The 1,885-nt window shown below is 69.3% G+C and carries 2 protein-coding genes; one reads left to right on the forward strand and one right to left on the reverse strand.

Features of this window, described 5'->3' with window-relative positions; all coding sequences use genetic code 11:
• Positions 1-61: 61 nt before the first annotated feature.
• Entirely contained in the window at positions 62-925 is an 864-nt protein-coding gene (locus AB1824_13565) for a hypothetical protein (GenBank protein MEW5765986.1), read from the forward strand.
• Positions 926-1,039: 114 nt separating this feature from the next.
• Here AB1824_13565 and AB1824_13570 read toward each other — a convergent pair.
• The coding region (locus tag AB1824_13570) for an amidophosphoribosyltransferase (protein ID MEW5765987.1) at positions 1,040-1,885 on the reverse strand (846 nt) is incomplete at its 5' end.

Here is a 1,885-nt window from a genome sequence, read left to right on the forward strand (position 1 = left end):
GGCGCGGTACAGTGAGGCTTTCCGCCGCGGGCGCGGCGGAATCGAACCCAAGGGGGCTGATGTGAAGCGATGGTTGATCCTTGCGCTGGCAGCGATGGCGGCACTCTCGACCCGGGCCGACGGGGACATGAGACCCGCCACGGCGGCGGAACGTGCCTTTCTGAAGAAGGTCGAGGGGGTGATCTGCGCGGCCCTCCCCCCTGGCCCGGCCGGGTGGACGGTGGCGGAGAAATCCGAGCGGGAGTCCTTTGACCAGGTCTCCGCGGGCGCGGCCAAGCACCCCATGGAAGTGCGGTGCTTCATCGCCTGGAAAGACCAGGCCCGCCTCCGGCAGGCCCAGAGCCGCCTCCTCGAAGAAAGCGCGCCCCTGGTCTCCCAGGGACCACGCGAGGAGCAGGAGGCCCTCATGGATCGGATGAACGTCCTCGGGGAGAAGTTCGCCGCGGCCATCAACAAGAACGACACCGCCGAGGTCCAGCGCATCCAGAAGGAAATGGAGGCCGTGGGGCAGAAGCTGAGGGCCATCGGGGAAGCCCAGAACCAGGCCTTCCAGAGCGTGGCCCAGAAGAACGCGGCGAAGGACGCCGAGGCGGAAGTCCTCCTGGTGCTCAACAGCCGTGAAGAGACGATCCCTCAGGGGGCCGTTCGAGAACAGCCGATCCAGGGCGCCACGGTCTACCGGATCGAAGAGGGGGAGTTCGTCAACGAGGCCTGGCGGGAAGGCACAACGGTCGCCTTCCTGGGGGCCTGGACCCTGGCCAAGGAGAACTGGGGGACCGTGATGCGCCCCTCGCACCAGCCCGGGGCGCCCGGAACGTCGGTGCAGAACGTCTTCGTCCGGGTCCAGGCCGACAAGGTCCGCGCCCGCAAATTGCTCGAAGGCGTGGACTGGGCGTCCCTCAAAGGGCTGATGGCGGCGCCGTAAGGCCGCCTCGAGGGCGGGAGGCGCGCGCCCGAAACCAGGGCGTGGGCCGTTGGTCGAGGCCTCGGGTGGGGGCCGCGCCGTCGGCGCGGCGCCTTCCCCGGATGTACTTGACCCTCATCCCCCGGAGACGGTGTCCCCCTCGGCCTTGCACCCCTCGGGATAATCCCCCGTGAAGCAGGCGTAGCAGTAATGGTCCGGGGAGGAAACGGCGCAGCGCAGGCCCTCCATGGGCAGGTAGCGGAGGCTGTCGGCGCCGAGGGACTTCGCCACCTCCTCGGGCGACCGAAAGGCGGCGGCGAGGCGCTCGCGCACGGGCGTGTCGATGCCGTAGTAGCAGGAAAACCGGATCGGCGGGGAGCCGATGCGGAGGTGGACTTCCCTGGCCCCGTTTTCGCGCATCATCCGCACGAGCTTCCGGATCGTCGTTCCCCGGACGATGGAGTCGTCCACGAGGACCACGCGCCGTCCCTCGAAGAATCCCGGAAGGGGGTTGAACTTGAGGCGAACGGCGTCGTCCCGCATGACCTGGTCGGGGGAGATGAAGGAACGGCCGATGTAGTGATTCCGCACGAGCCCCAGGGCGAAGGGGAGCCCCTTGGCGTGGGCGTAGGCGAGCCCGATGTAGTTGGAGGAGTCGGGGATGGGGACGACCACGTCGGCCTCGACGGGATCTCCGTTGGCCAGTTCCTCGCCGATCCGGCGGCGCACCTCGAAGATGCGCTCGGAAAAGGCGCGGCTGTCAGGCCGGGCGAAATAGATGTGCTCGAAAATGCAGTGGTGGGGGCCGCACGGGGAGGCGCCCTGGAGCCGGGCCAGCCCGCCCGCGTCCCAGCGGTAGAGGGCGCCGGGCGGGATCTCCTCGAGGAAGGTCCCGCGCAGGACGTCGAAGGCGACCGTCTCGGAGGCGAGCAGGACGGCGCCCTCGCGCTCCCCCAGGCTCAGCGGCCGGAAGCCGTGGGG

The sequence above is a fragment of the Acidobacteriota bacterium genome, from assembly GCA_040752915.1.
Lineage (GTDB): Bacteria > Acidobacteriota > UBA4820 > UBA4820 > DSQY01 > JBFLVU01.